Source organism: Microbacterium faecale (genome assembly GCF_014640975.1).
GTDB lineage: Bacteria > Actinomycetota > Actinomycetes > Actinomycetales > Microbacteriaceae > Microbacterium > Microbacterium faecale.
In genome coordinates this window covers 2636286-2662265 of the sequence record NZ_BMHO01000001.1, presented here as the reverse complement: position 1 = coordinate 2662265, position 25980 = coordinate 2636286, and the positions used below count along the sequence as shown (strand labels likewise).

The 25980-nt window shown below is 65.7% G+C and carries 28 protein-coding genes, 3 pseudogenes and 1 other annotated feature; of the genes and pseudogenes, 22 read left to right on the top strand and 9 right to left on the bottom strand.

Features of this window, described 5'->3' with window-relative positions; genetic code table 11:
- Positions 1-132: 132 nt before the first annotated feature.
- Positions 133-954 (bottom strand): ABC transporter permease, encoded by an 822-nt coding sequence (locus IEW87_RS12775; protein ID WP_188712554.1) that lies wholly within the window; start codon positions 952-954, stop codon positions 133-135.
- Positions 955-956: 2 nt separating this feature from the next.
- On the bottom strand, positions 957-1886 hold the full coding sequence (locus tag IEW87_RS12770) for an ATP-binding cassette domain-containing protein (RefSeq protein ID WP_229731153.1): 930 nt from the start codon (positions 1884-1886) through the stop codon (positions 957-959).
- Positions 1887-1963: 77 nt separating this feature from the next.
- On the opposite strand from IEW87_RS12770, the gene IEW87_RS12765 reads away from it, so the two are divergent.
- Positions 1964-2761, top strand: a complete 798-nt coding sequence (locus tag IEW87_RS12765) for a TetR/AcrR family transcriptional regulator (protein WP_188712552.1) — start codon at positions 1964-1966, stop codon at positions 2759-2761.
- Between the two features lie 1028 nt (positions 2762-3789).
- On the opposite strand, the gene IEW87_RS12760 is transcribed toward IEW87_RS12765, so the two are convergent.
- Genes IEW87_RS12760 through IEW87_RS12750 form a run of 3 tightly spaced genes read right to left on the bottom strand, consistent with a single transcriptional unit; the run spans position 3790 to position 5521 of the window.
- The gene (locus IEW87_RS12760) at positions 3790-4200 is read right to left on the bottom strand and encodes a DUF3224 domain-containing protein (RefSeq protein WP_188712551.1); all 411 of its coding nucleotides are present in this window, start codon (positions 4198-4200) and stop codon (positions 3790-3792) included.
- 30 nt (positions 4201-4230) lie between these two features.
- Positions 4231-4974: a phosphotransferase gene (locus IEW87_RS12755; protein WP_229731152.1), complete on the bottom strand. Its 744-nt coding sequence runs from the start codon at positions 4972-4974 to the stop codon at positions 4231-4233.
- Positions 4975-4987: 13 nt separating this feature from the next.
- Complete coding sequence (locus IEW87_RS12750) at positions 4988-5521, bottom strand: helix-turn-helix domain-containing protein (RefSeq protein WP_188712550.1); 534 nt, start codon at positions 5519-5521, stop codon at positions 4988-4990.
- On the opposite strand from IEW87_RS12750, the gene IEW87_RS12745 reads away from it, so the two are divergent.
- From IEW87_RS12745 to IEW87_RS15260, 4 genes and pseudogenes are all read left to right on the top strand, one after another.
- On the top strand, positions 5483-5956 hold the full coding sequence (locus IEW87_RS12745; protein ID WP_229731151.1) for a hypothetical protein: 474 nt from the start codon (positions 5483-5485) through the stop codon (positions 5954-5956). The genes IEW87_RS12750 and IEW87_RS12745 overlap by 39 nt on opposite strands.
- Positions 5953-6678: an ABC transporter ATP-binding protein gene (locus IEW87_RS12740; RefSeq protein WP_188712549.1), complete on the top strand. Its 726-nt coding sequence runs from the start codon at positions 5953-5955 to the stop codon at positions 6676-6678. The genes IEW87_RS12745 and IEW87_RS12740 overlap by 4 nt, the downstream gene beginning before the upstream one ends.
- Positions 6669-7463: an ABC transporter permease gene (locus IEW87_RS12735; RefSeq protein WP_188712548.1), complete on the top strand. Its 795-nt coding sequence runs from the start codon at positions 6669-6671 to the stop codon at positions 7461-7463. The genes IEW87_RS12740 and IEW87_RS12735 overlap by 10 nt, the downstream gene beginning before the upstream one ends.
- A gap of 83 nt (positions 7464-7546) precedes the next feature.
- Positions 7547-7757: pseudogene (locus tag IEW87_RS15260) on the top strand (IS481 family transposase); the annotation flags it as partial.
- Between the two features lie 43 nt (positions 7758-7800).
- On the opposite strand, the gene IEW87_RS15105 reads toward IEW87_RS15260, so the two are convergent.
- Both IEW87_RS15105 and IEW87_RS12725 read right to left on the bottom strand, forming a co-directional pair.
- Positions 7801-8088, bottom strand: a complete 288-nt coding sequence (locus IEW87_RS15105; protein ID WP_229731150.1) for a tyrosine-type recombinase/integrase — start codon at positions 8086-8088, stop codon at positions 7801-7803.
- Between the two features lie 39 nt (positions 8089-8127).
- On the bottom strand, positions 8128-8325 hold the full coding sequence (locus IEW87_RS12725; RefSeq protein WP_188712547.1) for a hypothetical protein: 198 nt from the start codon (positions 8323-8325) through the stop codon (positions 8128-8130).
- Positions 8326-8368: 43 nt separating this feature from the next.
- Between IEW87_RS12725 and IEW87_RS12720 the strand changes: the two genes are divergently transcribed.
- From IEW87_RS12720 to IEW87_RS12680, 9 genes and pseudogenes are all read left to right on the top strand, one after another.
- Positions 8369-8665, top strand: coding sequence for an Ea47 family protein (locus IEW87_RS12720; protein ID WP_188712546.1), 297 nt, complete (start codon positions 8369-8371; stop codon positions 8663-8665).
- A 149-nt stretch (positions 8666-8814) separates the two neighbouring features.
- Positions 8815-9789 carry a thioredoxin-disulfide reductase gene (gene trxB / locus IEW87_RS12715; RefSeq protein ID WP_188712545.1) on the top strand — a complete coding sequence of 325 codons (975 nt, stop codon included), beginning with the start codon at positions 8815-8817 and terminating at the stop codon, positions 9787-9789.
- A complete protein-coding gene (gene trxA, locus IEW87_RS12710; protein WP_188712544.1) occupies positions 9786-10112 on the top strand; it encodes a thioredoxin in 327 nt (108 codons plus the stop codon). The genes trxB and trxA overlap by 4 nt, the downstream gene beginning before the upstream one ends.
- Entirely contained in the window at positions 10109-11197 is a 1089-nt protein-coding gene (gene arsB / locus IEW87_RS12705) for an ACR3 family arsenite efflux transporter (RefSeq protein WP_188712543.1), read from the top strand. Before trxA ends, arsB begins: the two co-directional genes overlap by 4 nt.
- Positions 11194-12198, top strand: coding sequence for a metalloregulator ArsR/SmtB family transcription factor (locus IEW87_RS12700; protein WP_188712542.1), 1005 nt, complete (start codon positions 11194-11196; stop codon positions 12196-12198). Before arsB ends, IEW87_RS12700 begins: the two co-directional genes overlap by 4 nt.
- A 15-nt stretch (positions 12199-12213) precedes the next feature.
- Complete coding sequence (locus tag IEW87_RS12695; RefSeq protein ID WP_188712541.1) at positions 12214-12615, top strand: arsenate reductase ArsC; 402 nt, start codon at positions 12214-12216, stop codon at positions 12613-12615.
- Between the two features lie 51 nt (positions 12616-12666).
- Positions 12667-13616, top strand: a pseudogene (locus IEW87_RS12690) (IS3 family transposase); the annotation flags it as partial.
- Positions 12966-13100 (top strand) — a sequence feature (AL1L pseudoknot). (Overlaps the previous pseudogene by 135 nt.)
- A gap of 46 nt (positions 13617-13662) precedes the next feature.
- Positions 13663-15060 (top strand): IS30 family transposase, encoded by a 1398-nt coding sequence (locus IEW87_RS12685; protein WP_444543206.1) that lies wholly within the window; start codon positions 13663-13665, stop codon positions 15058-15060.
- Positions 15061-15067: 7 nt separating this feature from the next.
- Positions 15068-15385: pseudogene (locus tag IEW87_RS12680) on the top strand (integrase core domain-containing protein); the annotation flags it as partial.
- Positions 15386-15920: 535 nt separating this feature from the next.
- Here the strand turns inward: IEW87_RS12680 and IEW87_RS12675 are convergent.
- The gene (locus tag IEW87_RS12675) at positions 15921-16526 is read right to left on the bottom strand and encodes a TetR family transcriptional regulator (protein WP_188712539.1); all 606 of its coding nucleotides are present in this window, start codon (positions 16524-16526) and stop codon (positions 15921-15923) included.
- 74 nt (positions 16527-16600) lie between these two features.
- Here IEW87_RS12675 and IEW87_RS12670 point away from each other — a divergent pair, with 74 nt between their 5' ends.
- Positions 16601-17434 carry an SDR family NAD(P)-dependent oxidoreductase gene (locus tag IEW87_RS12670; RefSeq protein WP_188712538.1) on the top strand — a complete coding sequence of 278 codons (834 nt, stop codon included), beginning with the start codon at positions 16601-16603 and terminating at the stop codon, positions 17432-17434.
- A gap of 48 nt (positions 17435-17482) precedes the next feature.
- On the opposite strand, the gene IEW87_RS12665 is transcribed toward IEW87_RS12670, so the two are convergent.
- A complete protein-coding gene (locus IEW87_RS12665) occupies positions 17483-18370 on the bottom strand; it encodes a LysR family transcriptional regulator (protein ID WP_188712537.1) in 888 nt (295 codons plus the stop codon).
- A gap of 129 nt (positions 18371-18499) precedes the next feature.
- Here IEW87_RS12665 and IEW87_RS12660 point away from each other — a divergent pair, with 129 nt between their 5' ends.
- From IEW87_RS12660 to IEW87_RS12630, 7 genes are all read left to right on the top strand, one after another.
- Positions 18500-19633 carry an amidohydrolase family protein gene (locus tag IEW87_RS12660; RefSeq protein ID WP_188712536.1) on the top strand — a complete coding sequence of 378 codons (1134 nt, stop codon included), beginning with the start codon at positions 18500-18502 and terminating at the stop codon, positions 19631-19633.
- The gene (locus IEW87_RS12655; protein ID WP_188712535.1) at positions 19630-20070 is read left to right on the top strand and encodes a Rieske (2Fe-2S) protein; all 441 of its coding nucleotides are present in this window, start codon (positions 19630-19632) and stop codon (positions 20068-20070) included. Before IEW87_RS12660 ends, IEW87_RS12655 begins: the two co-directional genes overlap by 4 nt.
- Before the next feature lie 5 nt (positions 20071-20075).
- Entirely contained in the window at positions 20076-21332 is a 1257-nt protein-coding gene (locus IEW87_RS12650; RefSeq protein WP_188712534.1) for an amidohydrolase family protein, read from the top strand.
- A complete protein-coding gene (locus tag IEW87_RS12645; RefSeq protein WP_188712533.1) occupies positions 21311-22234 on the top strand; it encodes an alpha/beta hydrolase fold domain-containing protein in 924 nt (307 codons plus the stop codon). Before IEW87_RS12650 ends, IEW87_RS12645 begins: the two co-directional genes overlap by 22 nt.
- Before the next feature lie 213 nt (positions 22235-22447).
- Entirely contained in the window at positions 22448-24058 is a 1611-nt protein-coding gene (locus IEW87_RS12640) for an ABC transporter substrate-binding protein (RefSeq protein WP_188712532.1), read from the top strand.
- A gap of 86 nt (positions 24059-24144) precedes the next feature.
- A complete protein-coding gene (locus IEW87_RS12635) occupies positions 24145-25098 on the top strand; it encodes an ABC transporter permease (RefSeq protein ID WP_188712531.1) in 954 nt (317 codons plus the stop codon).
- Positions 25095-25979 carry an ABC transporter permease gene (locus IEW87_RS12630; protein ID WP_188712530.1) on the top strand — a complete coding sequence of 295 codons (885 nt, stop codon included), beginning with the start codon at positions 25095-25097 and terminating at the stop codon, positions 25977-25979. The genes IEW87_RS12635 and IEW87_RS12630 overlap by 4 nt, the downstream gene beginning before the upstream one ends.
- The last annotated feature ends 1 nt before the right edge of the window (position 25980 follow it).

The following is a 25980-nucleotide window of genomic DNA, read 5'->3' as shown; positions in this document are numbered from 1 at the left end:
ATGTCGCCCTCCTCAACGTTCTCGGAAGCTCGATCTGCTGTTTCGCATGTCACCGTGCGCCGGAGTCCAGCGAATACGCCGAACTCCGGCGGCGGGAGGGTGGCTATGCGCTTCACAGCCGAAGGAGGTCCTTCACTTGCCTCCGCGCCGGAACCTGCGCGCGGTCAGCGGAAGGTAGACCAGGGTGAGCAGCACGGGCCATCCGATAGCGAGGGCCAACGCGTGTTCTCCTGCAAAGCTCAGCGCCTCCCAATGCCTACCGCCGAGGAGCTGACGTACTGCGGTCGCCGTTGCTGAGATCGGATTGAACTCGACGACTGCACCGAGCCAGGTGGGCATGGTGGCCGGATTGACGAAGACGCTCGACAGGAAGGCCACGGGCCATGTGAGGATCTGAATGTAGGCGACTGACTCGACGGACTTGGCGCCGTAACCGATGAAGATGCCGAACCACAGGAGAGCGAACCTTAGCAGCAGCAGCAGCGCGAGTGCCAGCAGCACTCGATCGATGCTGAGGTCGGGACGCCACCCAATCGCGAACGCGAAGGCCACCATCAAAGCCAGACTGATGAGCGAACTGAGCAGATCCGCAAGTGCGCGGCCGAACACGATCGCTATGCCGCTGATGGGATAGGAACGTAGGCGATCATTGATGCCTCGGGTGGCGTCAGCTGCTGCGGAGAGTGTTGTCGTCTCCAGGCCGAACAGCATGGTGACGGCCAACATTCCGGGGACCAAGAAGTCCACGTATGTCGAGCCATCTGGGACATCGATCGCTCCGCCGAACAAGCCGAGGAAGAGCAGGGTTGTGAACACTGGAAAGAGCCAAACCGTGGCTGTTGCGCCGATCTGGCGGTGCCATGAACCTACGGTCCGTCCGGCGATGATCCACGACGCGGACAAGAGGTTGGGAGCAGGTACTTCGGTGTGCATCGTTGCGGAATTCGTTGTCATCGTCAGTTCTCCTCGGTGTCACCGTGGTCGCCGGTCAGTGCCAGGAAGACCTCATCGAGCGACGGCCTCCGGAGCGTCACTTCGGCTGGTGGGATCCCAGCGGATGCCAGCTCAGCGATAACCTCACCCAAAACTGTCGCCGATGCGCTCGGCAACGTGACAGTGGTCGTGTTCTCATCCAGGTGCGATTCAGCGGAGATACGACTCAGAACGCCCAGCGATCTTTTGGCGTCGTCGGCGGTTTCAAAAATGGCCTGAACGACGGGAGGTCCGACCAGCGTCTTGAGTTCGTTCGGAGTGCCCTGCGCTGCGACCCTGCCGCGGGCAAGTAGGACGATCCGATCAGCGAGCTGGTCGGCCTCTTCGAGGTACTGGGTCGTCAACAGGATCGTGGTGCCGCCGCGGACCAGTGCTCGCAGTGACTCCCATAGGTCTTGACGCGCTGCGGGATCGAGCCCGGTTGTTGGCTCGTCCACGAAGAGAACTTGAGGCGGAACGACAAGGCTGGTCGCGAGGTCCAGCCGGCGGCGCATCCCGCCAGAGAAGCTGCTAACGGCCCGATTCTGCGCTTCGCTCAGGCCGAACTCCGCGATCAACTCGTCAGCGCGTTGTCCCGCCACCCGACGCCCCAGCCCTCGGAGTCGCCCGAAGAAGCGAAGGTTCTGTCCTGCGGTGAGCTGCTCGTCCACGGCGGCGTACTGCCCTACGAGCCCAATGCGTTCCCGCACGCGAGCCGCCTCGGTGGATACGTCGTGCCCACCGACCCGTGCCGTTCCTCGGTCGAAGGATACAAGCGTGGAGAGCCCTTTGACTGCCGTTGTCTTCCCTGCACCGTTGGGTCCGAGAAGCGCCAAGACCTCGCCTTGGTTTGCATGCAGGCTCAGCTCGCGCAGGCCGCTCTCGCCGTCGCGCGACCGGTAGACCTTGCTCACGCCCTCGGCTTCTATCACTGGTCTCACAGACAAACCCCTATCTATACACTGTTCCGTACAGTGTACCGTAACATAGTATGGACAAGAACTATTCCCGCCGATCGCAGGAGGTGGCCGAGGTGACTGAGCGCACAGGAACCGGGGACCCACTACAGAGCATCGCGCTGCTCTGGCGCACCAACCCGAAGACAGGAAGATCGAATCTGACCCTCGACGCGATCGTGGAGGCCGCGATCAACGTCGCGACAGAGATCGGAATCGACAAGCTATCGATGCGCAAGATCGCTGGCAGCGTGGGCGTGGGCGTCATGTCTCTTTACCAGCGCGTCCCCGGAAAGGGCGAACTGATCGATCTCATGGTCGATCACGTCAATGGCGGCGTCTACGACTCGGCTACAAGACCGGACGCCACAAACGGATGGCGCTCGGCGATAGAGGAGATTGCTGCCCAGAATTGGCAGTTGTTCTCACAGCACCCATGGCTCCTCGGGATCGACACAACCAGACCTCCACTCGGCCCCGGCACGACTGCCAAGTACGACCTAGAACTCGCCCCGTTGGTCGGAATAGGGCTGAGTGACGTGGAAATCGACCAAATCCTCGCGCTCGTACTCGATCACGTCAAAGCAGCGGCCAGGGTTCTCCTCGGCGTGGCAGAGACGGCTGAGAAGACCGGAAGCGACGACCATGACTGGTGGACCACGGCAGGCCCCCTCCTCGCCGCGCTGATCGATGAGAAGCGATTCCCGAATGCAACACGGATTGGAGCCGCATCGGGAGCGCAGTACGACTCCGCAGTGGACGGTGAACTGCAATTCCAGTTCGGATTGCGAATGATCCTCGACGGGGTGGAGAAACTCATCGCGAGCAAGTAGGGCGCTCGTCAGCACTGAAGGACCGTCTGCTGGCTCAAAGCCACAGCTTCGAGTGCAGCGTGAGCTTGTAGTGCCAGTACACCGTTGCCCAGCGCTGTGACCTGCTGATTTGACCTCAGGCTGTGCGATTCAGCCGTCACCCACCCCTGAGGGAGTCCCATGAGCCATTCGACGAACTCAGGAGTCGCGCGTGGTCCGACCCTATCGTCAACGAGCGCGGGCGTGGGTGCGGCTCTGCCCGTGACGTGCTCCCAGCAAACTATGGCGTCGGCGTATCGTCCCCATCGTTGAAGATGGTCTCGATCAGTGCCGGGGGTCGCAGGTTCAAATCCTGTCATCCCGACAGAAAAGTCCAGGTGAGAGCAGGTTTCTCACCTGGGCTTCGTCGTTTCTGTTGTCCTTTTCGGAGGGGTTTATGGAAGCACCCGACCGCGGGTACTGATGCCTTCCGGGACGCGTCGGTTTCGGCCGTTGTGACGAGCCGGGACCTGGCCGGGACCTACAGTCCGTTTTGGGTCGCGATCGGCGGCCTTTCATCGTCGAGGTGCCATCGCTCGACTGGACGTGGTGGGGCTTTCGCGCTCGGGGTTTTCGTGTCTGTCGAGGAACGCGTTGGCGCGTGCGGCGGCGTCGGTGAGGTGCCTGGTGTCGGGGTGGAGGTAGCCGCGGGTAGTCTCGATGGACTTATGGCCCGAACTCAGTACACGTCGAGAACGGAACGAAAGTCAGGCCGATTCAGTGCGGGCCGGGGAGGTCGCTTGTCTCCTGGACCTTTTTCCGCGTTTTAGGGACCTCTCCGCGGTATGCCTTGCGGCTTCAGCCCCAGCGTTCCGGGACCGCTTTGCAGAGCTGTTTGGGGACGAAGGGTGCGCTGCTTCCCAGAATCCTGACGGGAACATTGATGCTCATGCCCATGGTATCCCGGCCGAGAAGGTCAGGTTCTCACCGATCGGGCACGACTCCTGACGACACGGGGTCTCTGCGTTCGGCGTGAGCACCAGCTTTGCTCAACTACCGTCCGGATCCGCTCAGGCGGGGAGCTTATAGTCGAACCAAATGCGGTGCGTCCCATCCGCGTCGACTGCGATTCCGCCTCCGCCCGAGATTCCTGTCAACTCCCCAGTGCCGCTCGAGGGGATAATGACCAACGACTCGTCACTCCGGACGTTTCCGACCGTCGTTGCCGAATGTGAGAAGTTGAATGTGCCCGACCGGCCGCCGAGCATGCCTTCGAAAGACTCCATTGCGATATACCCGCCGACGTCGGTGGCCGCGTCAAGAGCGTACGTGAATACCGTCACCGAGCGTCCGGCGACATCTCCCGTGAACTGCTTCTCCATTCTCATTACCGCCACGGAGGTGGCAGTCACCGGCCCGGTATCCATGTGCGGGTCGACTGGGGAGAACGCTTCTACAGTGAAGGTCCCTGATGCTTGCATGTTGCTCCTTTGATTCTCTGAATTCTATAGTCACGTCCGAAGCAGGAACGCGGCGTCACGGTCGTACTCGTCGGCTTCGTCGCGCAGCTCAGGCTTGCTCAGTTCGTCGGCTTTCGCGCGTGAGAAGTCGGCAAGCTGGTAGAGCCGGCGGATCGCCACCTGAACGACGGCGTCGACGGTGAGAGGAATGCTCCCGGCATCCGACCCGTAAGCGTCTATCAGCAACTGGATGCGTCGTGACACGTCACGCCCGGTCGGCGCCCCGACCGGTGGTTCGCCCGTGAGCGGAACCATGCGCGTGGCGAAATAGGCGATGTCCCAGATTCGCGGGCCGGGCGAGCACATGTCGAAGTCGATCGCACCGACGATCATGCCGTCGTCGAACGCGAGATTGTGCGGGGAGAAATCGTTGTGGCAGATCACCTCCACGGGCACCTTGGTCGCCGACTGCCAGGTGCTCTCATCGAGCGGGAAGCCGATGGATGCATCGTGCAGCTGGCGCAGCATCCGCGCACCCTGCTCGAGCGCGGCATCCGTCCAAACCCAGTTCGGCAGCGGATACGCGGGAACGAACGCGTCGATGAAGCTCAGCGTCTCGTGCGTTCCATCGAACCCGATCGGCTCCGGCGCCCAGTCGATCCCTCCGCGTTTGAGGTAGCGCAGGTAGCGGTGCACGGTCGGTGTCCACGGCCCGCCAACGCGACGGACCGTGTCGCCATCACGGATGACAGTGTTCATGTTTCCACCGGACATCGCCTGCTGCATGTCGTTCATGAAGTTTCCTCTTCTAGTCGTCGGTCTCGGGGATGAGCACGGTCGCGAGCGCTATCCGGCGCTGCCCTTCCTTGCGCTTCTCCAGATAGGGCGTGAGCACGTCCATGAGCTCAGCCTGCAGTTTCTCCAGGTCCTGAGTGTCGAGGTGGAGTACCGCGCGGGCGAACCCCAGCGAGCCCCGCAGATCCGTGCGGTCATCGTCGAGCAGTCGCTCGAAGTCATTCGACAGGCCACTGAGGAACACCGTGAACGCCGAGCGCAGTTGTACTGCATCCATCGCCTGCAACTCGCCGTGGCCCACGTGCGCCAATCGGTCGCCCAGTGCGAGCGTGCGCTCTGTGGCGCCGCGGACATGTCGTTCCTCGATGACAGCCAGGATGTCGGCCTCGAGCAGCGCCGCGACGTGCCGGTACAGCGTGGCCTGCTTGACCTCGGGCAGCGCTTCACGCAGCTGAGTCGTCGTCATGCTGCGGCCCCCGAGCTGCTGAATGATCTTCATGCGCACCGGATGGAGGACGATGTCAGCGATCTGCTGCTCTTCAGCCACGAGTGTTCTCCCAACTATTCTCACCATGATAATGTTCTCATCACGACAACAACAATTGAAGCAGAGGTGAGCGCGATGACGCAGGTGAGCTACGGGCCAGAGGGAGTGGACATCCGATTCCCGGGCTGGGAAGCGACGATGGCCGGCCGGGGCTTCCTGCGCGTGCCGATCTCCGCCCTCCTGTCAGCTCGGGTCGAGCCCGGTTGGACGTCGGAGATCCTGGGCATGCGCTCAGGGCTCGTCGTGTCGGGGTACCGCAAACTCGGGACCTTTACGCATCCCTCCGGGGTGCGTCGGCTGGTCTCGATGAAACGCGGCGTGCCGCTGCTGCGGCTGAGCACGGTCAGAGGCGAAACCGGATTCGACGAGATCCTGCTCAGCACTGACGACGCGCACCGCATCGCGCAGGCGATACACAGGAGCGCCGCCCGATGAGCGCTGCACCGATCGAGATCACTGGGCTCGCCAAGCGCTTCGGCTCTGTTGACGCCGTCGCGGATGCGACGTTCAGCGCGGCGCCGGCACGCGTCACCGGCTTCCTTGGGCCGAACGGCGCCGGAAAGAGCACCACACTTCGCATGCTGCTCGGCTTGATCCGTCCTTCGGAAGGAACAGCGCTCATTCTGGGCAAGCGCTATCAGGAGCACCGTCGCCCCGCCCGCCTCGTCGGAGCGGTGCTCGACATCGCCGGTGCGCATCCGACGACGACCGCCCGGCAGCATCTCCGCACCTACGGTGCGCTCTCTGGCGTCTCATCGAAACGCGTCGATGAGGTGCTCGATGAGACCGGCACCGCCGAATACGCCGATCGTCGTATCAGCACGTTCTCCACCGGGATGCGGCAGCGCCTCTCGCTCGCGACCGCGCTCCTCGGGGATCCGGAGATCCTCGTGCTCGACGAGCCCTCGAATGGCCTGGATCCCGCCGGCATCGTATGGCTGAGGACCTTCCTGCGGGCTTTCGCCGCGTCGGGTCGCACCGTTCTGCTGTCCAGTCACGCACTCGGCGAAGTCGAGCAGACGGCCGATGACATGGTCCTCATCGATCGAGGCCGAGTGACGCGAACGGGATCCCTCTGCGAACTTCGCTCGAAGGGGCAATCACTGGAGGACGTGTTCCTTCGCGCCACACACGAAGGAGCACCGCTGTGCAACTGATCCACGGTGAGCTGATCAAGCTCGTCACTCTCCGCCTGGCACTCTGGACGATCCTCCTCGCGGCGGCATGCGGGATGTTGCTGACGGGCGCACTCGCCTTGATCGGCCCCGAGAACGCGACTCCGCCGATGCCGGGGCTCGAAACCGTCGAAGGTGTCGAGATCGTGCTCAGCCTTCCCGCGGTGCTGCTGTTCGTGCCCGCCCTCATCGGCACCATCGCCGTCACCTCCGAGTACCGGCACCGCACCATCGGCACGACGTTTCTCGCAGCGCCGAGACGCGGGCGAGTACTCGGTGCGAAGCTCATCGTCTATGCGCTTCTCGGTCTGACCTACGGCATCATCTGCTCGGCCGCATCCGGAGTGGCGTTATACGTGGGCGTCGCGGCGCGAGGAGTCGCGATTCCGGTCCCGATCGGAGAGATCGTGGTCCCGCTGCTCCAACTCGCGCTTGCGGCTACCGTGTACATGGTGCTCGGAGTCAGCATCGGAGCGCTCGCCCGCAACCAGTTGGTCGCGATCGCCATCGTGCTCGGCTACTTCTACTTGCTCGAGTTCGTGCTAATGATGATCCCCGGTGTGAACTCCCTTTACCCGATCCTGCCCGGCGGAGCGACAGCCTCGCTGACGAGCTTTTCCTTCCTCACGGATGCCCTGGCCGAGCAGACCTCCCTCGGAGCTGCTTCCCTCGCGTCTCCGGTGATGGGAGCCTTCATCCTGCTCGCCTACGCGGGCGTCGCCGGTCTTCTGGCCATACTCGTTCCTCTTCGCCGAGACCTCAGGTGACGAGTCAGCAGCATTCAGCGGCGCGAGTGCATCCTGCATACGGTCGGGGAGCGACACGCTGGGAACGACGAAACCTGTGTTCGCCTCGGCGCAATAGGAAGGTGGGGCGCTACCAGCGGATCCTGGCCGAAGAGTTGCTCTATGCCCGAAATTTCACGAGCGAGGACGTTCACTCAACGGCAATCGGGGGTCCGGAACATCCGTTACAACTACCTCCCCCGCCACTCGGGAGCAGGCGGGCAGCCCCCGGCGTCCCGATTGCGAGAACACGTCACCAACGTCCAGCCCACACACGCCGGGACCTGGAGCCTGTTCTGGGTCGCGATCGGCAGCCTTTTCATCGCCGAGGTGCCGTCGTTCGGCTGGGCATGACGGGGCTGTCACGGTCGTGGCTCTCGTGTCCGTCGAGGAACGCGTTGGCGCGTGCAGCGGCGTCGGTGAGGTGCCTGGTGTCGGGGTGGAGGTAGCCGCGGGTAGTCTCGATCGATTTGTGGCCGAGGATGCTTTGGAGGACATGGAGCGGGATGCCTGCGTCGGTGAGCCAGGTCGCTCCGGTGTGGCGGGGTCTGGTGCAGGAACAGGTGACATCTAGAGTGGCTAGCCGAGATGGCTGGCCTGCGCTCACCGCGTGCGTGTCCTCCCGCGCTTAGAAGCGCGGGGATACCTAGTAGTAAGCGTGAGTCAGCCGTGAGGCGAAGGTGCGAATGGTTTCGTTCTGGCCGGTCGCGTCCTCGCCCGCTGCGAGAAACACAGCATGCAGTGGCGTTTCGCTCGGGAAGTCTTCTACGAGCGCACGCGCAAGCATCGCGATTAGCTTCCGATCGGAATCGCCAGGGATGACGTTGGACACCGGCGCGGTCATGCGTCCAATATTTAATGGTGCGCTTGAGAAGCCGAGGATCCTGATGAGTGTCCACGATTCGATTCGACCGGTGCTGGCCTCCGTCGATAGGACTTTGTCGATCGCGGATATGGGGTGGCGAGATTATCTCGCAGGAGGGGAAAGGCGTTACGCCGGCCTCGCGAACGCCATCACCTTCACGCGGTCCGCTACAAACGTCATCCAGAATCTTCGCAGCCACGTTGACGGGTTTGACGCGTGGTGGAAGCAGGAAGTCCAGATCCTCGACAACCCGATCGCGAAGTGGTTCGTCGAGGTCCGGAACCGAGTCGAGAAGCATACTGGTAGGTCCGATTGTTGAAGAGTGCACTTTTCGCGCATTGTTCGTCGATGATGCGGAGGTCACGCGCGAAGGGTGTTGGAGGCAGCGTCCGACCCCGGTAGGTGAACATCCGGTGACGAATCCGGCCTGGACTCGCGATCTGATTCGATGAACGTCAATATAGATGTATGTCGAATCAAGAGGTCGAACTGGTCATCGTCGGGTCCGGTCCCGCTGGATACACGGCGGCGGTCTACGCGGCGCGTGCGGGTCTTGCCCCTGTCGTGGTTGCGGGTTCGGTAACCGCGGGCGGTGCGCTGATGACGACGACGGATGTGGAGAACTTCCCGGGTTTCGTCGACGGCGTGCAGGGCCCGGAGCTGATGGAGTCGATGCGGGCGCAGGCCGAGCGGTTCGGCGCTCGGATCGTCTACGACGACGCGATCCGCCTCGATCTCGACGGCGACGTGAAGACCATCGAGACCGGTGCCGGGGCGACGTACCGGGCGCGGGCGGTGGTCCTGACGATGGGATCCGCGTATCGCAAGCTCGGCCTTCCCGAGGAGGAGCGCCTGTCCGGGCACGGTGTTTCCTGGTGTGCGACGTGCGACGGGTTCTTCTTCCGCGACAAGGAGATCGCCGTGATCGGCGGCGGGGACTCGGCGATGGAAGAGGCTCTGTTTCTCACTCGGTTCGCGTCGAAAGTGACCGTCGTGCACCGCCGGGACGAGTTCCGGGCGTCGAGGATCATGGCGCAGCGCGTGCTGGAGGATCCGAGGATCGAGGTCGCTTGGAACAGCGAGGTCGCCGCGGTCCTCGGCGACGAGCAGGTCACCGGGCTCATGCTGCGCGACACGATCACCGGGGCCGAGCGCACGCTCGACGCGACGGGGGTGTTCGTCGCGATCGGGCACGACCCGCGCTCCGAGCTCGTGACCGGGCAGGTCGACACCGACGCGGACGGGTACGTGCGGGTCGCGCACCCGTCGACGCGGACGAATCTGGCCGGAGTGTTCGCGGCCGGGGATCTTGTCGATCACACGTACCGGCAGGCGATCACCGCCGCGGGCACGGGCTGTGCGGCTGCGCAGGACGCCCAGCACTACCTATCGAACCTCGCACCCGCCGACGTTTCCGTGCCTGTTCTGGAGGTCTCCGCATGAGCACCGTCACCCCCGTCACCGACGCTACTTTCCGGGCTGAAGTGCTCGAGTCCGAGCTGCCGGTCGTGGTCGACATCTGGGCGACCTGGTGCGGGCCGTGCAGGGCGATCGCCCCGATCCTGGACCAGCTCGCCGGCGAGTACGCGGGCCGGGTGAAGATCGTGAAGGTCGACGCCGACCAGAACCCCGAGACTGTGGCCGCCGCGGGCGTGACTTCGATCCCGACGCTCGGCTTCTACCGGAACGGGGAACGGGTGGACGTGCTGATCGGCGCACACCCGAAGCCCGTCTACATCGCGAAGATCGAGGAGCTGCTCGCATGACCGACACCGTGACCCGCACCTCCCCGAAACGGCTTTCCACCCTCGACAAGTGGCTGCCGCTCTGGATCGGCCTCGCGATGGTCGCCGGCCTCCTCCTGGGCCGGTTCGTGCCCGCGCTCTCCGACGCCCTGTCCGCGATGGAGGTCGGCGGGATCTCGGTCCCGATCGGGCTGGGCCTGCTGGTGATGATGTACCCGGTGCTCGCGAAGGTCCGCTACGACAAGGTCGCCGCCGTCACCGGCGACAAGAAGCTCCTCGTCTCCTCACTGGTGCTGAACTGGCTCGTGGGGCCCGCGGTGATGTTCGCGCTCGCGTGGATCTTCCTGCCGGACCTGCCGGAGTACCGGACCGGGCTGATCATCGTGGGTCTCGCCCGCTGCATCGCGATGGTCGTGATTTGGAACGACCTCGCCTGCGGTGACCGCGAGGCGACCGCGGTGCTCATCGCGATCAACTCCGTGTTCCAGGTCGTGATGTTCTCGGTGCTGGGCTGGTTCTACCTCACCGTGCTGCCGGGCTGGCTGGGCCTGGACGCGCAGGGGCTGGAGGTCTCGGCCTGGCAGATCGCGCTGAATGTGCTCGTGTTTCTCGGCGTCCCGCTCATCGCGGGCTTCGCGTCCCGTTTCGTGGGCGAGAAGCGCATGGGGCGCGACTGGTACGAGGAGAGGTTCCTCCCGAGGATCGGGCCGTGGGCGCTCTACGGGCTGCTGTTCACGATCGTGCTGCTGTTCGCACTGCAGGGCGAGCAGGTCACCTCGCGCCCGATGGACGTCGCCAGGATCGCGCTGCCGCTGCTGGTCTACTTCGCACTGATGTGGTTCGCCGGCATCCTGCTCGGCAAGGCACTCGGCCTGGGCTACGCGCGATCGGCGACGCTCGCGTTCACCGCCGCGGGCAACAACTTCGAGCTCGCGATTGCGGTCGCGATCGGCACCTTCGGCGCGGCGTCCGGGCAGGCCCTCGCGGGGGTCGTCGGCCCGCTCATCGAGGTGCCGGTGCTCGTGGGCCTGGTCTACGTCTCGCTCTGGGCTGCACGAGCCTGGTTCCGCACCGACCCCTACGCCACCGAATCGAGGACGTCATGACCGACACCGCCGTCATCTCCGACGCCGACGCGTGCGCTCCTTCCGCGGCGCACGCCATCGGGACCGAGGCCGCGACCACCGTGGCCGGCGCGCTGAAGGCGATCGCCGACCCGCTGCGGCTCCGGATGCTGTCCGCGATCGCGACCGACCCGCGCGGCGAGTCCTGCGTGTGCGACCTCGCCGACCTCGCCGATGTGTCGCAGCCGACGGTTTCGCACCACCTGAAGGTGCTGAAGGAGACCGGGATGCTGCTCTCGGAGCGTCGCGGCACCTGGGTCTGGTACCGGATCGCGCCGGGCAAGCAGCGCGCTGTCGCCACCCTCCTCGACGCGTTCGCTCCCGCCGCGGCCGTCACCGACGAGCCCGAAGACACCGCAGCACGGGCCGAGGCCCTGCAGCAGATGGACGCCCGCGTGACCCGCCTCGCCGAAGAGCTCGCGGACGAGCTCACCGGGCTGAACCGGGACCTCGTGATCGCGATCGTGCGAGAGTCCTACGCCGGCCTGGTGCGGTCGGCGAAGCTGACGGCGCACATGATCCCGCTCACCGAACGCTTCGCCCGGCAGCGCCTCGCCGACCTGACGCGGGACCGGACGACCGCGGTGCCGCAGGTACTGTTCGTGTGCGTGCAGAACGCCGGCCGCTCGCAACTCGCCGCCGCCATCGTCAACCAGCTCGCCGATGGCCGAGTGATCGCCCGCTCCGCAGGCTCCACCCCCGCGTCGGACGTGCACCCGCACGTGCGCTCCCTGCTCAGCGAGATCGAGGGCGAACAGGAAGCCGAGACTGCGTTCCCGAAGCCGCTCACCGACGATGCCGTGCGCGCGGCCAACGTGGTGGTCACCATGGGCTGCGGCGACGTCTGCCCGATCGTCCCCGGGGTCCGCTACGAGGACTGGGCCGTCGGAGACCCCGCGCTAGCGTCGCCCGAGGGCGTCGAAGCGATCCGCCACGACATCGAGGAGCGCGTCCGCGATCTCCTCGCCACGCTTACCGACTGAAAGAAGCGAACAACCATGACCGACCAGAAGCCTTCCGTCCTCTTCGTCTGCGTCCACAACGCCGGGCGCTCCCAGATGGCCGCCGGCTGGCTCCGCCACCTCGCAGGCGACCGCGTCGAGGTCCGCTCCGCCGGATCCGTGCCCGCCGACCACATCAACCCCGTCGCGGTCGAGGCGATGCGGGAGGAGGGCATCGACATCACCGCCGAGCAGCCGAAGGTGCTCACCACGGAGGCTGTCCAGGACTCCGACGTGGTGATCACTATGGGCTGCGGCGACGCCTGCCCGTTCTTCCCGGGCAAGCGCTACGAGGACTGGAAGCTCGAGGATCCCGCCGGGAAGGGCATCGAGTCAGTGCGCCCGATCCGTGACGAGATCAAGGGCCGCGTCGAAACCCTTCTCGCCGAGCTCCTGTGAAGCGCCCTGAGTTTGTTGGAGACTCCTGGTCTTGGGAACGAGGATGGAGTCATGGTGTCGAATCAGGGATCTGGGAAGCCGACGACGCGGCGGTACTCGGATGAGGAGAAGGCCGCAGCGGTGCGGTTGGTGCGAACGTTGCGCGCCGAGCTGGGAACGAACCAGGGGACGGTGCAGCGTGTCGCGCGTCAGCTCGGCTACGGGGTCGAGTCCGTGCGCACCTGGGTCAAGCAGGCCGAGATCGACGAGGGCACCGCGCCAGGGGTGAGCACCGCGGAAGCCAAACGGCTCCGTGAGTTGGAGCAGGAGGTGCGCGAGCTGCGCCGGGCGAATGAGATCCTCAAGCGTGCGGCGTCTTTCTTCGGGGCGGAGCTCGACCGCCAGCATCGGAGATAGTGGCGTTCATCGACCAGAACAAGGACGACGTTCTGGACGGTCGCCGACTCGGAGTCGAGCCCATCTGCCGCGTGCTGCAGGTGGCTTCGAGCACGTACTACGCCGCGAAGAACCGCACCCCCTCCGCCCGGGCCCTGCGGGATGCGGAGCTGATCCCGCAGCTGGTGGCGATATGGGAGGATAACTATCGCGTCTACGGGGTCCGCAAGCTCTGGAAGGCCGCGAGGCGGGCGGGGATCGTGATCGGGCGGGATCAGACGGCGCGGCTGATGCGGGCTGCGGGGATCGAGGGCGCGAGTCGTTCGAAGCGGGTGCGGACCACCCTCCCGGATCCGGCAGCGTCGCGGCATCCGGATCTGGTGCGGCGGGAGTTCACCGCGACCGCCCCGAACCGGCTCTGGGTCACGGATCTGACGTTCGTGCCCACCTGGGCAGGCGTCGCCTATGTCTGCTTCAGCATCGATGCGTTCTCCCGGATGATCGTGGGGTGGCGAGTCGCGTCACACATGCGCACCGAGATGGTCCTCGACGCGATCGAGATGGCCCGCTGGTCCCGGGGTCACCACCACGACGATCTTCGATGTCACAGCGACGCGGGCGCCCAGGGCGAATTCAACTGGTCGTCGCAACACCTCGATGAGGAGGTGTTTGATGGTTCGTCGTCAGCAGGCCGCGGACAGGGCGGTTCGTCCGAGGCTCCGCTCGCCGGGGCATCCGAAGTTCCAGAAGCCCGTCGAGGCGGCATTCTGGGGCGAGATCGCGAAAGGGCTCCTTGCGGAGGAAGCTGCGGGGGTTGTCGGCGTGGCGCCCGCAGTCGGCGCGAGATGGTTCCGACACGCTGGCGGCATGGCACCGTTCGATATCACCCAACAGTTGTCTGGCCGCTATCTCTCCTTCACCGAGCGTGAAGAGATCGCGATCCTGAAGGAGAAGGGCAAGGGCGTTCGCGAGATCGCGCGCACGATTGGTCGCGATCCCGGGACGATCTCTCGTGAGCTGCGACGTAACGCGGCCACGCGGGGCGGGAAGCTGGAGTATCGGGCGTCGGTTGCGCAGTGGAAGGCGGATTTGGCTGCGAAGCGACCCAAGGTCGCGAAGCTCGTCGCGAACCCGCGGTTGCGCGCGTATGTCGAGGATCGCTTGTCGGGGAAGATCACCCGTCCCGACGGGACGATCGTCACCGGTCCGGAGCCGCCGCGGTTCACCGGGAGAGGCAAGCCGCATCGGAAGGACAGGGCCTGGTCATGGGCTTGGAGTCCGGAGCAGATCTCACATCGGTTGAAGATCGACTTCCCGGATGATGAGTCCATGCGTATCAGCCCGGAAGCGATCTACCAGTCGCTGTTCATCGAGGGGCGCGGCGCCCTCAAACGCGAACTCGTCTGGGACCTCCGCACCGGCAGGGCGCTGCGCGTCCCGAGGGAGCGGTCGCGGCGCAAGACCTGGGCGCACGTCACACCGGGGACGCTCATCAGCGAACGCCCGGCGGAGGCCGCCGATCGCGCTGTCCCTGGCCATTGGGAGGGGGATCTGCTGATCGGGTTGGAGCGCTCCGCGGTCGGCACAGTCGTCGAGCGCAAGACGCGCTACACGCTGCTGGTCCATCTTCCGCGGGAGGAGGGGTATCGGCACAAACAGACGCCGAAGAACGGGCCTGCCCTGGCCGGCTACGGCGCGATCACCATGAAGAACGCCCTCGCGAACACGATGTCGAGCCTGCCGGCCCAGCTGGCACGGTCGTTGACCTGGGACCGCGGCAAAGAGATGTCCGCTCACGCGCAGTTCCGCGTCGAGACGGGCATCCCGGTGTTCTTCGCCGACCCGCAATCCCCCTGGCAGCGCGGCACGAACGAGAACACCAACGGGCTGCTGCGCCAGAACTTCCCGAAGGGCACCGACCTGTCGCGTTGGAGCGCCGACGACATCGAAGCGGTCGCCCACGCGCTGAACACTCGGCCTCGGAAGTCGCTGGGCTGGATGACCCCCGCGGAAGCGTTCAACGACCAGATACTATTGTTGCAACAGTCCGGTGTTGCATCGACTGGTTGAGCCCGGTCAGTTCACCTCGATTCGCTACGGTGAACGGCTCGCGGAGATCGGCGCGACCCCGTCGATCGGGACCGTCGGCGACAGTTTCGATAATGCCCTGGCGGAGACGGTCAACGGGTACTACAAGACCGAACTCGTCCGCGGACCCGCCCGCCCCGGGCCATAGCGGACCGTCGAGGACCTCGAGCTGGCGACCCTCGGCTGGGTGCACTGGCACAACACCGAACGCCTCCACGGCTACCTCGGCGACGTCCCACGCGCGGAGTTCGAGAACACGTTCTATGCTGTCCAAGACGACCGCAACCTGCCGGCCGGAATCAAATAGCGCGAGTCTCCATCAAACCCAGGGCGCTTCAATCGACCACGCCGACAGGCGATATGACCAGAGAGGGCACAAGGAACTCGGGCCCGGAGAATCCACGACGTATACCAAGAACACGCTCCTGGTCCTGTTCTATAGCTCGTGCACGCTCCAGGACGCTAAAGCTCACGAGCTGTGTGCCCGCAGATGTACCCGCTAAAGCTGGGATGGACCGGAAAAGCTGGGAACTGGCGGGAACCGTGATCACTTGCGATCCATACTCCCGTATGGCATCTACGGGTACTAAGCATGTGTGACGTAGATCACGTCGATCGCTCAAGGGTCGCAGGCTCAAATCCTGTGAGCCCGACCGATGTCTTGAGTCGCAACATGGTTTACGAACTTGTCGCGGCTCAGGACGTTTGAACCGCATTGGGTTCTGTTCCGATTGATGTGCCCTGACTTTCGTTCCGGGCGGTTGTGAGAATTTGGCCTCGCGGCTTTGTCGTTTCCGCCCGCAGTTCTTTCCCAACCGTCTCGGCCGTCCCGATTGTCGACATCATCTCCGGATCGCGGCGACGGCTTCGTCGTACAGCTGCGTGAGATTTCGTGCGCCGTCCCCGAGGATCCAGGTTTTGCTGGCAACGTCGAGGCACGCGAGTGATCCCGACACGATCGCGGATGCCTGGAGCTCCGGGTCGATGGCGGCGTTCTGAGCGGTGCTTCGGATGCGCTCGGCGAGGACAGGGACCAGCAGGCTCTCCCACGCGAGCTGCTTCTCAAGGTGGCGTGCTCGGAGGGTCGGAGTCTCGTAGAGCATGCGGCCGATCTCGAGCTCGGCCCGGTCATCTTGGGCTCGGCTCTGTCGTAGCGACAGTAGGGCGGCGCGCAGTGCGTCCCAGGGCGGCTCGTCCTCGGGGCGCGCGGCGAGTGCGTCGGCCACGAGGGGCCCGCGCTCGACGAGCTCGCCCAGGATCACGTCCTCCTTGCTGGGGAAGTAGCGAAAGAACGATCGGCGTGACACGCCGGCCGCTTCGGCGATCTGCTCGATGGTCGTCGCGGCGAAGCCGTGCTCGATGAACAGCTGTGTCGCCGTCTCAGAGATCTGCTGACGGACCACGCGGCGGGTGCGTTCACGGAGATCTGTCGGGGCGCTCTCGGTCATCTGACGATCCTACCCGCCTGAAAAGTAAGTGCCATAAGTGGCACGCAGTGCCAAATATGACATAGAGTTCCGCTATGACAACTCTCGACTTCTCGACCCAGACCACCCTCGTGACCGGCGCGAGCTCGGGCATCGGCCGTGCGCTTGCCCGGGAGCTCGCGAGCCGCGGCTCCGATCTCGTCCTGGTGGCGCGACGACTCGATCGTTTGGAAGCGCTCGCAGACGACCTTCGGGCCGCTCACCACGTCGACGTCCAGACGGTGTCTGCCGACCTCTCTGTGCGCCGACCGGGTCCGATGATTCAGGAGGAGCTCGCGCGGCGGGGAGTGCGGATCACGAGTCTCATCAACAACGCCGGATTCGGGAGCGACGGAGCCCTCGAGAACGAGGATCCCGAGGTGCTCGCCGACATGATCGGCGTCGACGTCGCGGCGGTGGTCGATCTGACTCACACTTTCCTGCCGGATCTCCGCGCGGCAGACAACGGCATGCTGATCAACGTCACCAGCGACGCGGGATACCAGCCGATCCCGGGGATGGCCGCGTACGCAGCCTCGAAAGCGTTCGTCATCACGTTCACCGAGGCCCTGTGGTGGGAGCTGCGCAAGACCGGCGTCCGAACGTTGGCGTTCGCCCCTGGCCTCACCGACACGGAGTTCTTCGATCGAATCGGCGCCGAGCAGTACAGCGGGAGCACCCAGACGCCCGAACGGGTTGCCGCCGCCGCTATCCGTGCGATCTCGCGGACCTCGCCGGGGCCCGTCGCGCAGTCCCGGCGCTCGTCCGCCGTTGCGCGCTGGGTAGTTGGTCTTCTCTCGCGCCGCCTGCGGCTCCGTCTGATCGCACGGGTCACGGGCGCCGAGCAGCTGATGCAGATTCGCCGAGAGTACGCGCCCGACGTCGCGTAGATCGACGGTGATGTCAGTCGCCGCGGTTCAACTCGCGAATACAACCGGTCAGGCGCCGACCGTGCGGCAGAAGTCGAGCAGCGCGGCCGCCCGTCGAGTCAGCGGCGCACCGGCTGCATGCGACATCACGATGGTGATGTCGGCCTTCGGGTCCCGGAGCGTGCGGGCGACGACCTCACGGCCGTCGTACGTTCGGCTCTCCGGCGGCCGCTGGGCCAAGAGCGCGTATCCGAGCCCGCGTCCGACCAGACTGCGCACAAGCTCGAAGTTTGAGGTGTGCACCATCTCGGCACCCGGCTGCGCGACGAAGTCGTCCTCGTCCGGCAGGGGAATGCTCAGCCGAATACACGGAACGTCTTCCAGATCGTCCATCGACAGCTCCTCGGCGACGGCGAGCGGGTGGTCAGCGGCCAGCAGGACGTAGGGTCGCAAGGTCGCGATCTCCTTCCGAGCGATTCCCTCGCCCGGGCCCCGCTTGTAGAGGAGGGCCACTTCGAGGTCCCCCTCGAGGATCCGCCGTTCAAGCTCGGGCTGAGCCCCCTCGAAGAAGCTCATCTCGAGCTGGGGATGCGCGTGCGCGAACTCGTCCATGATGTCCGGGAGGTAGAACGGGCCCAGGCCCGGGTGATACCCCACCTTCAGCGACCCCGCCACCTGACCACCGGCAGCCTCTGCGCTGGCCTGCAGCTCGGAGGCGAACGACAGTACCTTGCGCGCTTCCGTGAGTGCGTGGCGACCGGCGGGGGTGAGGGAGACGCCCTTCGCGCGACGTCGGACAAACAGTTGGATTCCGAGGGTGCGCTCGAGCTCCGTCAGCGCGACGCCGATGCCCACCTGTGAGACGTGACAGCGTTCGGCCGCCGCCTTGAAGGTTCCCGCCTCCGCGGTGGCGACGAAGTACTCGAGCTGTTTGAGCGTGTAACGCGGTGCTGCCACACGCCCATACTAAAGCCCAACTTTCCTAATGCTGATAACACTGTTGCTTTACCTAGCTGGACGGGCTGTCCCATACTCGCCTTACGAGTGTCGTCACGTCGGGGCGGCACCCGCAACGAAGGGAACACTGTGGTTCAGTCGGCTCAGAGCTTCGATCAGCCGATCATCGACGTGGACGTGCACGAACGTTGGCGTCGGGTCGATGAGGTGATGCATCGTCTTCCCGAGCGCTGGCGCACTCTGCTCGAGTCGCGATCCGGGGGAGTGCGCGCGTCGCTGATGCCGTCGGGGCTGTCGTATCCGTTCCAGCGCGGCGTGAACAAGCGCCTTGAGGCGCTGCCGGAGGACGGGCAGGGGACGAGCTTCGAGCTCATGAAGTCGCAGTATCTCGACCGTTACCCCTCTGTCGAGGCGATCAACCTGGCGTTCGACATCGGTCACGAGGTCTCCCAGCGCAACCCTGAATTCAGTGTCGCGCTCGCGTCTGCGATGAACGATTGGGTGCTGGAGGAGTGGGTGCCGCTCGACTCGCGCGTGCGCACCACGATCGTGATCGCGCCCGAGATGCCCGACCTCGCGGCGGCCGAGATTCGACGCCTCGCTGACCACGACGCGGTGACGGGCGTGCTGTTCTCGTGGAACGCGTTCGGCAAGCCGCTGGGGCACCCCGTCTACGACCCGATCTATCGCGCGGCGGAGGAGGTCGGCCTGCCGATCGTCATCCATGGCGCCGCGGGGGAGACCGAGGGGGGCCTTGCGCACACGGCCGCCGGCGGCATCCCCGGATCACGACTCGAGTGGCACACGTTGCTGCAGCAGCCGACCCTGACGCATCTCGCGAGCTACGTCGCGCAGGGAACGTTCGAAAAGTTCCCCCGGCTCAAGGTGCTCGCCGTCGAGACCGGCCTGGCGTGGGTCCCCAACTTCTTCTGGCGCCTCGACGCTCACTATGCCGAGCTGCGGGCGGAGAGCTCGTGGGTGCGCCAGCGACCGACCGACTACCTGCGAGAGCACGTGAAGTTCAGTACGCAGCCTATGGAGCTGACACCGCGCAAGGAACAGCTCATCGAGCTGTTCGAAGCGCTCGGCGGCATGGATGAGCTGCTGTGCTTCTCGAGCGACTATCCGCACTGGGATGCGGATGATCCGTTCTATGTGGCGAGCCGGCTCCCCGAAGCGTGGCGCCCGAAGGTGTTCTACGACAACGCACGTTCCATCCTGAGGCTCAATGGTCTCGCTCCGACGTCGCAGGCCGCCGCGTGAGCGCGGTGGAGGGGCGCGCCGTTCGGCAAGACGGCCAGCGCCGCGAGCGGCGGATCCGCGAGACGGGCCGGTCACGCGGTATCGACATCGGCGCGTTCGAAGAGTTCGAGGATCGTGCCATGCGTTCCGTCGACATCGGCGGTATGGAGATCGGCGTCTGCCGCTGGGGCGACGAGATCTTCGTCTTCCGTCCGACATGCCCGCACGAGGGGGCGCCGCTGTGCTCAGGCTTCCTGCAGAAGAGATTGAGTGCCACGCTCGTCGACGAGGAGCCCACGCTCGAGGTTGGCGAGGATTCGCCCGTCGTCCTCTGCCCGTGGCACCGCTGGGAGTTCGACCTGCGCAGCGGCGAAGCGGCGTGGCCCGGGTTCAAGATGCGCACCTACCGCGCGACCGTCGAAGACGGCCGCGTGCTCGTCACGATGGGAAGGAAGTGAACGCCGTGGTCGCCACATCTGGGTATGACGGCCCTGTCATCGATTCCGTCGTCCACCATCATTGGACGTCGCAACTCGATGTCACCGATCACATGTCGGCCGGCTGGCGTGAGCACCTCGGCATCCCCGGTTCACTCCCGGGCGGAGCGGGCGCGATGCCGATCCTGCCGGCGACGCCCTACCGGCGGCCAGGCGGAGACTATCTCCCCGGCGTCGATGCGCCGGGGAGCCCCGCAGGAAGCGACATCGCCCGGACGCGGGAAGACGTCTTTGGAGCGGGCCGCGTCGAGCGCGCCGTGCTGGCGTACGACCGCGGAATGTTCATCCCGAGTGTCCCCAATGTCCACCGCGCGATTGCGCTCAGCCGGGCGATGAACGATTGGACGATCGAGAGTTGGTTCGCTTCCGATGAGCGGTTCTCGGGCCTGATCATCGTCCCGAATCAGACCCCTCACGCCGCGGCCGACGAGATCCGGCGCGCGGGAGAGAACGACCGCATGGTCGGCGTCCTCATGGCGGCGAACGGCTTGAGCAGGCCGTTCGGCCACGCGGCATATCACGACATCTACGCCGCGGCCGTCGATCTCGACCTCCCGATCGTGATCCACGCGGGCGGCGACGTGAACGCCGATACGCTCAGCCATCCGACCGCCGGCGGGCTGCCGGCCACGTTCGGCGAAGTCGCGACGCTGTCATACAGCGCCGTCATGACGCACGTCCAGAGCATGATCGTGCAGGGCGTGTTCGAGCGGTTCCCCTCCCTGCGCGTGTTCATCGCCGGCGCGGGTGCCGCCTGGATCCCGGGCCTGTTCTTCCGGCTTGACGTCAACTGGCGTGGACTCCGGCGTGAGGTGCCGTGGGTGCGGCGCATGCCGAGCGAGTACTTCCGCGACCACTTTCGCGTCTCGATGTGGCCGCTCGATCGCGCGCCCGACGCGGACGGTGCCGAACGCATTGTCCAGGCGCTGCGTACCTTCGACGGCATCGAGGAGCTGCTGTGCTTCTCGTCCGGATACCCGCACTGGAACGCAGACGACATCGATAACGTCGCCGCGCAGATCCCGACCGAGTGGCACCGGGGCGTGTTCTCCGACAACGCCCGCTCGTGGTTCCGCTGGGCGGACCGGCCGCGCGCCGCGGCCCGCAAGCCGGAGGTCGCCGTCGGAGCGATGCCCGAGACCGGCGAGCTCGGAGGACCAAACCGGCGTACCTACGACACAGAAGATGGGCGGGAGATCGAATGGGTTCCGGCGATGGACTGAACGCCTCCGCCCGCCGCGCGCCGGAGCACGTGCGCACGGGGCTGCGTGAGATCGGGCGGGACGTGACGATCGCGACGCTCCAGCAGTCGAATGCGCTCATGGCGCCGTTCCACGACTCCGAGCCGTACGTCGGCGTGCGGGTCGAGCGCGATCGCGCCTATGGGTCGGACGAACGTCACCGGCTCGACGTGTTCGCCCCCGCGGATCCCACCGCCGAGCCACGCCCCGTCGTCGTATTCCTCCACGGTGGCAGTTTCGTCGGCGGCGACAAGCACCGCGCCGGCTCTCCCTTCCATGACAACGTGGCGCTGTGGGCGGCGCGGCACGGCATGGTCGGAGTCACGGCGAATCATCGCCTAGCTCCTGATCACCCCTGGCCGGCGGGTGCGGAAGACGTCGCGAGCATCGTTGCATGGATCCGTGAGAACGTCGGCGCGTGGGGCGGGGACCCGCTCCGCGTGCACCTGATGGGTGCGTCGTCGGGAGCCGTGCACGTAGCGTGCTACCTCGTGCACGAGCGCTTCCACGTCGCCGACGGCGGCGGCGTCTCCAGTGCCAGCATGGTGGGCGGCGCGTACGCCCTCACCCGTTTCGACCGACAGCGCATGGCGCCCTACTTCGGTGACGATCCGGAGCTGCTCGCGTCGATCGACCCCGGCATCGCGCTCGCCGAGAGCCCGTTGCCGATTCTCTACGCCGTGGCCGAATGGGATCCGCTCGACGCGCAGGAGCAATTCGCGTGGATCGTCGCCGAGCGCGTTGCGCGCCGTGGGGCGGCGCCTCCTGTGGCCTGGGTGCGTGACGCGAACCACTTTACGATCACCGCTCACCTCGGCACCGCGTTCGACGCGTTCGGGCCGCACGTGGCGAGCCTGATCGCGACGTCACCGGCCTCGTCGTAAGCGGCGTTAATGAAGCTGAACCGTGTTTCGAGGCAAATTATTGTTGTTTTACTTCTACGGACCTGAACGGCCAGACTCGAAGCACCACGCGACTCAGGCGGCGCAGCGACGCGTCACATCCGAAGCAATGAAGCCAGATGGGTCGTCTCGCACGGACCGCCCTTCCCGGGATTGCGGATCGAGTGGATCCCGGGCACACACAAGGAGAGACAGATGTCCGAACAGGCCGGCAAAGTCGCCCGTTTACGTCCCGCACTGGGCTTCACATCGCTCGCGGCGGCCCTCGCGCTCGTTGCGACGGGGTGCGCGCAGCAGCCCGTCGCCGAGAAGGAGGAGGTCGACGTCTCGGCGGAGGCAACCGCCGGCGGCGACCTCACCGTGCTCATTGAGATCCCCGCGCGCAGCTTCGATCCCGCCGTCGACAACACGATGGCGAGCACGGGAGACGGAGCGCGCAACGCCGCCGTCTTCGACCACCTCCTGTATCTCGACCCGGCGACGGGCGAGGCCATTCCTCACGTCGCCGAGAGCCTGACGCCGAACGACGACGGCACGGTCTGGACGCTCACGCTCCGCGACGGCATCGAGTTCAGCGACGGCACCGCCTACGACGCAGATGCCGTCAAGTACACGTACGAGCACATCGTCGAGGTCGGCGTCCAAGCGATCGGCCGCACGGTCGACACCTGGACGATGGACGTCGTCGACCCGCTGACCCTGGAGATTACGACGCCCGAGGCGACGATGCATCTCGACAAGCTCATCGCCGACTCGCTGCCGTACATCGTGTCGCCGACCGCTATGGAAGAGGACCCGGAGGGATTCGCAGAGGATCCGGTCGGTGCGGGACCGTACATGCTCGACGAGTGGGTGCGCGACTCCCACGAGGTCTACGTCAAGAACCCGAACTACTGGCAGGAGGGCAAGCCGCACCTCGATTCCGTCCGCATGGAGCTCGTGAGCGACGCCGCCCAGCGCGTCAACGCGATCTCCACGGGACAGGCCGACATGCAGACGCCGAGCGCGAGCTCCGACCTCGCGCTGATCGACCAGGCCGAGAACGCCGGGCTCAACGTCGCCTCCATCGACGTGAACGGTGGCGGCTGGATCTACCTCAACAACCAGCGCGCACCGTTCGACGACGTTCGGGCCCGAGAGGCGATCTACCGCGCCATCGACCGGACGGGGCTCGCCGAGGTCGCGCAGGGCTCACCGAGCGCGCGTGCGATCGAGACGCTGTTCACGGAGACGTCACCGTTCTACGCAGAGGATCTGACGTTCCCTGAACCGGACGCCGAGCGGGCACAGGAGCTGTTCGACGAGCTCGCTGACGAGGGAACACCCGTCGAGTTCGACTACGTCAACGTCGCGGGCGACGTGAACGCGCGCCAGGCGCAGTACATCCAGAGCCAGCTCAGCGAGTTCGAGAACGTCTCCGTCACGATCGACACGATCGACCTGCCGGCGGCGCGCGAGCGTGTGTTCATGAACCGCGACTTCGACATGAGCCCGTACCCCGGCGCTTACCGCTACCCGGATCCGGAGCCCGCGCTGTACAACCTGCTCATCACGGACGGCTCGTCGAACACACCCGGGTACTCGAACGCCGACGTCGACGCCGCGCTCGACGCCGCACGCGCGACGACGGACCCGGATGAGCGCGCCGAGCAGTACCGGATCGTGCAGGAGCGGTTCATGGCGGATCTGCCGGGCCTGTTCACCTTCCAGCCGCGGATCGACTCGGTCATGACAGACGAGATCACCGGACTCGTCGTCAACAGCAGAGGAACGCTCGTGTGGAGCGAACTCGGCTTCCGTGAGTGACCCTCGCGGTGCCGGCCGCGTGTCGGCCGGCACCGCGGCACGGTGACCCTCGTCCCCGCCCGCCCCTCGACAGAAAGCGCGTCGCAATGCTGCGTCAGATCGGAATCCGTCTTCTCCGGCTCGTGCCGGTGCTGTTGCTGATCACGCTGCTCGCGACAGCCGCTCTCGACCTGATGCCGGGATCACCCGCGCTCGCGATGCTCGGCGACGACGCTTCGCCCGAGCAGGTGAGGGAGCTCACCCGGCGCCTCGGCCTCGACCAGCCGTTCCCCGTGCGGTACGTCGAATGGATCGGCGCGGCCGTGCAGGGCGATCTCGGAGAATCGCTGCGCATGGGGATCCCCGTCTCCGAGGCGATCGCGCAGCGTTTCCCCGTGACCTTCCAGATCGCACTCATGGCGATCATCATCGCCGCGGCGCTCGCGGTGCCGACCGCGCTCTTCAGCGGTGCGAACGTGGGCGGTCGCCTCGACCGGGTCGCGACCGCGACGTCGTCGGGGCTGCTCTCACTGCCCTCGTTCGCGGCCGCCGTGATCCTCATCTACATCTTCGGCCTCCAACTCCGGATCCTGCCGGTGAATGGCTGGGTCCCGCTCGGCGAGGACCCGCTCGGCAACCTGCGTTTCGCGATCCTCCCCGCCGTCGCGCTCGCCCTCATGGAAGCGGCTGTCTACTACCGACTGCTGCGCACCGACGTGATCTCGACGCTCAACGAGACCTTCGTTCTCTTCGCGCGCTCGCGCGGACTCGACAAGCGATACATCCTCGCACGCCACGTGCTGCGTCCCTCGATGTTCTCGCTGACGACCGTGATGGGGTTGTCGCTCGGCCGACTGCTCGGGGGCGCACTCATCGTCGAGGCGCTCTTCGCCCTTCCCGGCCTGGGCACGCTCCTGCTGCAGTCGGTGCCCTCACGTGACATCCCGATGATCCAGGGGATCGTCGTCGTGATGGCCCTCATCTATGTCGTCATCAACATCGCGGTCGATCTCGGGTACTCGTTGATCGATCCGCGCATCAGGGTGAGGAGGAGCGCATGAGCGTCGCCGCCGAACGAAAAGCACCGCGCACGCCGAAGACGCGACCCATCGTCACGGGCCGCCGCGTCTCCCGCGGCGCGCAGGTCAGCTTCTGGATCGGCGCCGGCTGGCTCACCGTGCTCGTGCTGCTCGCGGCGGGCGCGGATGTACTGCCCATCGCGCCGTACGACCGCATGGTCGGCGCGCCGCTCCAACCGCCGGGTCTGACCGAACCGTTTGGGACGGATGAGATCGGCCGCTCAGTGTTCTCGCGCGTGATCTACGGTGCGCGGACCTCACTCGTCGTCGGCACGATCGCCTCGGTGATCGGCGTGGTTCTCGGGGGCCTACTCGGCCTCGTGGCCGGATACTTCCGCGGCATCATCGAGGCGCTCGTCGACATCCTCGCCGAGGTGGTCCAGGCGTTCCCCGCTCTGCTGTTCCTCGTCGCCATGGCCGCGGTCGTGCGGCCGAGCCTCTCGACACTCACCATCAGCCTCGCCGTCCTCATGGTGCCCGCCTTCGCCCGCATGACGAAGGGTGCCGTGCTCGCGCAGGCGAATCGCGAGTTCGTCTCCGCGGCGCGTGCACTGGGAGCCGGACATGCTCGCGTGCTGTTTCGCGAGATCCTTCCGAACACCGTCATGAGCCTGGTCTCGTTCGCGATCGTCGTGATGGCGCTCATGATCGTCATCGAAGGATCCGTGAGCTATCTCGGCTACGGGATCCCGTTGCCGAGCCCGAGCTGGGGCGGCATGGCAGCGGAGAGCGAAGCGCGGTTCGCGACGCACCCTCACCTCGTCCTCGTTCCGGTCTTGTTCCTGTTCGCCACCGTCTACGCGCTGAACGCCGTCGGCGACCATCTGCGTCGTCGCTTCGACGTCGGACAATCTCAGCTCTGAA

Coding starts and splice junctions, on each gene's coding strand:
- IEW87_RS12765 (WP_188712552.1), top strand. CDS start 1,964: ATGGACAAGAACTATTCCCGCCGATCGCAGGAGGTGGCCGAGGTGACT.
- IEW87_RS12745 (WP_229731151.1), top strand. CDS start 5,483: ATGGAGGACGATGTCAGCGATCTGCTGCTCTTCAGCCACGAGTGTTCT.
- trxA (WP_188712544.1), top strand. CDS start 9,786: ATGAGCACCGTCACCCCCGTCACCGACGCTACTTTCCGGGCTGAAGTG.
- arsB (WP_188712543.1), top strand. CDS start 10,109: ATGACCGACACCGTGACCCGCACCTCCCCGAAACGGCTTTCCACCCTC.
- IEW87_RS12760 (WP_188712551.1), bottom strand. CDS start 4,200: ATGCAAGCATCAGGGACCTTCACTGTAGAAGCGTTCTCCCCAGTCGAC.
- trxB (WP_188712545.1), top strand. CDS start 8,815: ATGTCGAATCAAGAGGTCGAACTGGTCATCGTCGGGTCCGGTCCCGCT.
- IEW87_RS12640 (WP_188712532.1), top strand. CDS start 22,448: ATGTCCGAACAGGCCGGCAAAGTCGCCCGTTTACGTCCCGCACTGGGC.
- IEW87_RS12695 (WP_188712541.1), top strand. CDS start 12,214: ATGACCGACCAGAAGCCTTCCGTCCTCTTCGTCTGCGTCCACAACGCC.
- IEW87_RS12725 (WP_188712547.1), bottom strand. CDS start 8,325: ATGACCGCGCCGGTGTCCAACGTCATCCCTGGCGATTCCGATCGGAAG.
- IEW87_RS12635 (WP_188712531.1), top strand. CDS start 24,145: ATGCTGCGTCAGATCGGAATCCGTCTTCTCCGGCTCGTGCCGGTGCTG.
- IEW87_RS12670 (WP_188712538.1), top strand. CDS start 16,601: ATGACAACTCTCGACTTCTCGACCCAGACCACCCTCGTGACCGGCGCG.
- IEW87_RS12740 (WP_188712549.1), top strand. CDS start 5,953: ATGAGCGCTGCACCGATCGAGATCACTGGGCTCGCCAAGCGCTTCGGC.
- IEW87_RS12630 (WP_188712530.1), top strand. CDS start 25,095: ATGAGCGTCGCCGCCGAACGAAAAGCACCGCGCACGCCGAAGACGCGA.
- IEW87_RS12675 (WP_188712539.1), bottom strand. CDS start 16,526: ATGACCGAGAGCGCCCCGACAGATCTCCGTGAACGCACCCGCCGCGTG.
- IEW87_RS12645 (WP_188712533.1), top strand. CDS start 21,311: ATGGGTTCCGGCGATGGACTGAACGCCTCCGCCCGCCGCGCGCCGGAG.
- IEW87_RS12775 (WP_188712554.1), bottom strand. CDS start 954: ATGACAACGAATTCCGCAACGATGCACACCGAAGTACCTGCTCCCAAC.
- IEW87_RS12755 (WP_229731152.1), bottom strand. CDS start 4,974: ATGAACGACATGCAGCAGGCGATGTCCGGTGGAAACATGAACACTGTC.
- IEW87_RS12700 (WP_188712542.1), top strand. CDS start 11,194: ATGACCGACACCGCCGTCATCTCCGACGCCGACGCGTGCGCTCCTTCC.
- IEW87_RS12685 (WP_444543206.1), top strand. CDS start 13,663: ATGGTTCGTCGTCAGCAGGCCGCGGACAGGGCGGTTCGTCCGAGGCTC.
- IEW87_RS12720 (WP_188712546.1), top strand. CDS start 8,369: ATGAGTGTCCACGATTCGATTCGACCGGTGCTGGCCTCCGTCGATAGG.